The sequence below is a fragment of the Planctomycetota bacterium genome (assembly GCA_038746835.1).
Taxonomy (GTDB): Bacteria; Planctomycetota; Phycisphaerae; order Tepidisphaerales; family Tepidisphaeraceae; genus JBCDKH01.
On sequence record JBCDKH010000213.1, the window covers coordinates 1 to 5,948 of the forward strand.

Below are 5,948 nucleotides of genomic sequence, written 5' to 3' on the forward strand. Positions count from 1 at the left end.
CCCGCGATCAACACCTCCGCCTCGCGGAGCTTGTTGACGATCTCCTCAGCCGAGTACCTTCGCCGTGCCATGCCAGATCCTCCGTGATCCAAGCCACAGGCTACCAGTCTGGGAATGGATCACTTCTTGGGGGGCATGCCACGTGGAATCTGGGCCATTCACGCTTACGCCGCTTTCCACGCTTGCGTCACCTGTCACCGAACGAGCTGGAGATGCGGACGTCGTGCCGTACACAATTACCGGTGGTGTCGGTCTGGTGAGTCAAGAGGAGAAGCTGGGACGAACGATCGCTGGCAAGTCCATCAGCAACTACTACCGGCTTCGACGAGGCGATTTCGCGTTCAACAAGAGCTCAACGAAAGCACATCCAGAGGGCTATATCGCTCGACTTCACGACGACGTCGATGCTGCGGTGCCAAGCAGTATCTTCACGTGCTTCAGGTGTGTCTCGGAGGAAGCCGACGGCGAGTACCTCGACTGGTTGTTTCAGTCCAACCTGCACGGCCATTGGTTGCGAAAGTTCATAACAGTCGGTGCGCGAGCGCACGGCGCACTCAACGTCAATGACGACGATCTTTACGCACTTCCCGTTCCTTTACCACCTGGGAAGACAAGCCGAGCCGAGCAACGCAAGATCGCGGAGTGCTTGGCCTCGCTGGACGACTGGATCGCGGCTGAGACGGACGCCCTTGCGGCACTCCGCCGGCACAAGATCGGCCTGATGCAACAGCTCTTCCCCCGCCCCGGCGAAACCCGCCCGCGGCGGCGGTTTCCAGAGTTCCAGGACGCAAAAGAGTGGGAGCCGATACCGATTGACAAACTCGCGGATGTCACGTCGGGCGGCACCCCGTCGAAGAGCAATCCCGCGTATTGGGGCGGCACAATTCCTTGGGTCTCAGCCAAAGACATGAAGACCTTACGACTGACAGACAGCGCCGACCATGTCACTCAAGTCGCCGTAGATGACGGCGCCAAGCTGATGCCAGCAGGCACCCTGCTCATGCTTACGCGTGGTATGACGTTGATGAAGGACGTGCCGATTTGTTTGCTTCAGCGACCAATGACGTTCAACCAGGATGTCAAAGCCCTCTCGCCAAAGCCAGGCGTCATAGGCGAGTTTCTGGCGTTCCTCTTGAACGCCAGTAAGCCGAGTCTGCTGTCGCTCGTCGATATTGCAGGCCACGGAACCGGGCGGCTAAACACGGATGAAGTTAAGCAGCTCGAACTCGCCAAGCCGGAGCCTAGCGAGCAGCGTCGTATTGCCGGTTGCCTCATTGCTCTGGACGACTGCATTCCCGCCCGAGCCGACAGCCTTGCCGCCCTCTACCGCCACAAACAAGGTCTGATGCACCAGCTCTTTCCGCAACTGGACAACCGTGCAGGGGGTGTCCCGTGACAGACCCCATCAATGGGCTCCCCGCGCTCGCGACACACCTACGCGACAAGCTAGATCCGAACCGGCCGAAGCCCAAGAAGTTCATCCTGCTCTTCGCCTACAACGGTACAGGTAAGACTCGGCTCTCGGGCGCGTTCCGGGACATCGGCAAGAAGGTCGACGAGGACGGGCAGACGAGCGCCCGCAACACGCTCTACTTCAACGCCTTCACCGAAGACCTCTTCACCTGGGACAACGACCTCGCCCAAGACACCGACCGTGTGCTCAAGTTCAATAGCGACTCCTCGTTCTTCAACGGTATCCGCGAACTCGATATGGACACCCGGATCGGCCCGCTGCTGGAGCGGTACACCGACCTCCAGTTCTACATCGACTACGAGGGGCGGAAGAGCACCGTCACCGACGCCGATGGCAAAGAGCTGGAAGTGTCTGAGGGACCGCACATCCTCTTTTTCCGCGAACGCAACACCGATGGCGAACCGATCCCGCTGAAACCCTCCCGTGGCGAGGAAAACATCTTCGTCTGGTGCTTCTTCCTCGCAATCGTCCAGCTCGTACTGGACGGTGCAGAGGCGTACGACTGGGTGAAGTACACTTACATCGACGACCCGGCTCTCGTCGCTCGACGAGCACAACGCGATCGTCGTCGCCAATCACCTCGTGCAGCTGTATCGAGAAGCGGACGAAGTGGGCGTCGGAACGGTCATCTCGACGCACCACCAACTGTTCTACAACGTCTTGCACTACGAACTGAAGAACTACTTCGGCCGTCCACCCCAATTCGTGCTGACCCGTGATCGCGGCGCTGAGGTGTACTACCTGATCAAGCACGAGGGCGACACACCGAGCTTCCACCACGTGGCGGCGCTGGTTGAACTCGACAAGGTTGCCCGGGGCGGAACCATCCACACCTACCACTTCAACATGCTGCGGACGGTGTTGGAGAAGACGGCGCTCTTCCACGGCTACACCCACTTCGGCAAGTGCATCAAACGCGACGACGACGACGCGGATGGAATCCTTCATCAGCGATTCGTCGACCTGATGAGCCACGGCAAGTACTCGCTCTTCGAGCCGGATGAGATGGGCGAAGAGACACGCGGCTACTTCCGCAAGATCGTGCGCGACTTTCTCGAGCGCTACCCGTCCAACGCCGCTCTGTTTCCCGATGAGGCCATTCCCGAAGGTGATCCCACGCCATGACCAACGACGCTCAGAAGCAACTCGGCAAAGTCCTGTGGACCATCGCCGACGACCTGCGCGGCGCGATGAACGCGGACGACTTCCGCGACTACATGCTCGCGCTCCTCTTCCTGCGGTACCTCTCCGACAACTACGAGCAGGCGGCCAAGAGGGAGCTCGGCCGCGACTACCCCGACCCCGATACCATCGGCAACGGAGGCCGCACGCCGCTCTCGGTGTGGTACGACGAGAACGAGGGAGATGTCCCCGCCTTCGAGGCGCAGATGCGCAAGAAAGCGCACTATGTCATCGAGCCGGACCACCTCTGGACGAACATCGCCCACCTCGCCCGCACGCAGAGCGACGAGCTGCTGAACACGCTGCAGGCCGGGTTCAAGTACATCGAGAACGAGTCGTTCCAGAGCACGTTCGGAGGGCTGTTCTCGGAGATCAACCTCGCGTCGGAGAAGCTCGGCAAGACGTACACCCACCGGAACGAGAAGCTGTGCACGGTGGTGACCCGCATCGCCGAGGGGCTGGAGGAGTTCTCGACCGACGCGGACACACTCGGCGATGCGTACGAGTATCTGATCGGGCAGTTCGCCGCCGGATCCGGCAAGAAGGCCGGCGAGTTCTACACCCCCCAGCCGATCAGCTCGATCCTCTCCGCGATCGTAACGCTCGACAGCCAGGCCCCCGAGTCGGGCTGGCGGAAGAAGCTCGAAGCCGTCTACGACTTCGCGTGCGGCTCCGGCTCGCTGCTGCTGAACGTGCGGCGGTTCGTCGTCAAAGGTGACAAGGCGATTGGTGCCCCGGGAGACGGCACGGTCGGCATGACGTACGGGCAGGAGAAGAACGTCACGACCTACAACCTCGCGCGCATGAACATGCTGCTGCACGGCGTGAAGGACTCGGAGTTTCACATCCATCACGGCGACACGCTCGTGAACGACTGGGACATCTTGACCGATCCAAACCCGGCACGCCGGCCGAAGTTCGACGCGATTGTGGCGAACCCTCCCTTTAGCTACCGGTGGATGCCCAAGGAGGAGACGAGCAAGGACGTGCGGTTCAAGGATCACGGCGTTGCGCCCAAGTCCGCGGCAGACTTCGCATTCCTGCTCCACGGCCTGCACTACCTCAAGGACGACGGCGTGATGGCGATCATCCTGCCGCACGGGGTGCTGTTCCGCGGCGCAGCCGAGTCGAGGATCCGCCGGAAGCTGCTCGAGGATGGTCACATCGATACGGTGATCGGCTTGCCGGCGAACCTGTTCTATTCAACCGGGATCCCGGTGTGCATCCTCGTGCTCAAGAAGTGCAAGCGGAGCGATGATGTGCTGTTCATCAACGCCGAGAAAGAGTTCAAAAAGGGCAAGCGCCAGAACTCCCTATGTCCAACACACATCGAGCGAATCATCGCAACCTACCGCGAGCGCCCGGAAGATCCGATCGATCGCTACGCCCGGCGAGTCGAGATGAACGAGATCGAGGCGAATGATTTCAACCTCAACATCTCGCGGTATGTCAGCACGGCCGAGCCGGAAGAGCAGGTCGATCTCGCCGCAACGCACTCGACGTTGGTTGAGATCGATAAGAAGATCCTCACAGCGAAAGCCACGCACAACGGATTCCTCGAGGAGCTGGGTCTCGAGCCTCTCCCGTAAGTCACGCGAGAGAACCGGGCGACTGCTCGCTCGGGAAAGGAAAGTGATGATCGCTGCAGGCAAGACCATCCAGATCTACTGCCCTTCCGGCGATCCACGCGGCGTCCGCATCGCTGAGATCACAACCCGCATCGTTCAGGCTGTTGTGGTGCCGCGTGCCCGCCTCGACGAAGCCATCAAGCGAGAAGAACTCGGCGGCGCCGGCGTCTACTTTCTGTTCGGCGAGTCAGAGTCCGCCGGCCTCCCGGTTGCCTACATCGGCGAAGCCGAAGACTGCGGCGTCCGATTCAAGGACCATAACAAGAAGAAAGACTTCTGGAACATTGGCGTCGCCATTGTCTCGCGGACCGGGAGCTTCACCAAGGCTCATGCCAAGCTACTCGAGTGGATGGCGATTGAGAAGGCGAAGCTCGCCGGCCGGTACGACCTTGATAATGGTAACGCTGGTGGGAAGCCGAACGTCCCTGAGTGGATGGCGGCCGATATCGCTGAAATCTTTGAAACGCTCGACGTCCTTCTTGGAACGCTGGGGTACCCGATCTTTGAAGCATCGTCTCGGGATGCTTCCGGTACGGACCAGGTGTTCATGTGCCGTCGAGGCGGATCCGATGCACGCGGCGTCTACAACGAGGAGGGCTTTGTCGTCCTGAAGGGCTCGACCGCTCGCCAAGAGACTACGCCGTCATCACACGACACCGTGGGGCCAAAGCGTGAAGAAATGATCGGCAGCGGCCTACTCACGCGAACGCCTCAGGGGTACCGCTTTGAGCGAGATGTTGTCTTCAGTTCGCCCAGCGCCGCGGCGAGTCTCGTGACCGGAAGCAGCGCAAACGGCTGGATCGAGTGGCGAAACGCCCAAGGGCAGACTCTGGATGATGTCTATCGAAAGACATCAGAGGGCGAAGAGTAACGACGGTGCAGTCCCGCGAAAGAGTGCCGGCATCAAGAGGATCGCCGATTGGCCCAGTACTCACCCAAGAAGATCATTTGGAATATCTCCAAGCCGATACTCAAGCGGTACTTCGATGGCCGCGAGCTGCTGGCTGACTTTGACTGGGCCGAGTACGAGCAGGGCGACTCCAACCCGATCATCGAAGCGATAGAAGCTCTTCCGGTGGATGACAAAACGGCCGTCGACACCGATCTCTACACGGTGAACGAACTCGCGACCGATGGCGGCTCTAGGCTGATCAACGAGGAAGCCTCATTCTGGAAGAGGTCGTGGGCCGATGAGCTGGAGGCGATGGCCAACGACTGCGAGCGGCCATCCTCGCCATCGCCGAGAATCGCGACCTCGTCGAGACGGCGCTCGCATACAACGAGATCGACCGCGTCGCCGAGAGCAAGTGGCGACGCTGGAACGTCGGCAAACGACTTCAGGTCACCGATGATGGGCAGCACCGGGAGAAGCTGCAGCCCTCGTCGTGGCATCGAGATGACGCTTCATCTCCACCACCTCGTCGATGTAATTCCCGTACACGTACTCCGCCGACAGCGTCGCCGCATCCGTCGACACATCCACATCGTACTCAGCGATGACCTGCCAGTTCGCCTGACCGCCGTACACGAACTCCGTGATCGTCCGCGTCGACGTCGACGGCGACACCGACGTGTCGTACACCGTCTCGTCAGAGCGGATCCGACGGTTGAACGCGTCGTACACGTACACCGCCTCGTGCTCCACACCGTCGGGTGACTCGCCC

General features: G+C 60.6%; 4 protein-coding genes and 1 pseudogene. 4 read left to right on the forward strand and 1 reads right to left on the reverse strand.

Features of this window, described 5'->3' with window-relative positions:
* The first annotated feature begins 223 nt into the window (after window positions 1–223).
* The 4 genes and pseudogenes from AAGI46_15125 to AAGI46_15140 all read left to right on the forward strand — a co-directional run bounded on the left by AAGI46_15125 (window position 224) and on the right by AAGI46_15140 (window position 5,155).
* Window positions 224–1,396, forward strand: coding sequence for a restriction endonuclease subunit S (locus AAGI46_15125; GenBank protein MEM1013540.1), 1,173 nt, complete (start codon window positions 224–226; stop codon window positions 1,394–1,396).
* Window positions 1,393–2,599, forward strand: a pseudogene (locus tag AAGI46_15130) (anticodon nuclease). The gene AAGI46_15125 and the pseudogene AAGI46_15130 overlap by 4 nt, the downstream one beginning before the upstream one ends.
* Window positions 2,596–4,245, forward strand: a complete 1,650-nt coding sequence (locus AAGI46_15135; GenBank protein ID MEM1013541.1) for a type I restriction-modification system subunit M — start codon at window positions 2,596–2,598, stop codon at window positions 4,243–4,245. The pseudogene AAGI46_15130 and the gene AAGI46_15135 overlap by 4 nt, the downstream one beginning before the upstream one ends.
* 46 nt (window positions 4,246–4,291) lie before the next feature.
* The gene (locus AAGI46_15140) at window positions 4,292–5,155 is read left to right on the forward strand and encodes a GIY-YIG nuclease family protein (protein MEM1013542.1); all 864 of its coding nucleotides are present in this window, start codon (window positions 4,292–4,294) and stop codon (window positions 5,153–5,155) included.
* 471 nt (window positions 5,156–5,626) lie between these two features.
* Here AAGI46_15140 and AAGI46_15145 read toward each other — a convergent pair.
* On the reverse strand, window positions 5,627–5,948 hold a 322-nt coding region (locus AAGI46_15145; protein ID MEM1013543.1), incomplete at its 5' end, for a hypothetical protein.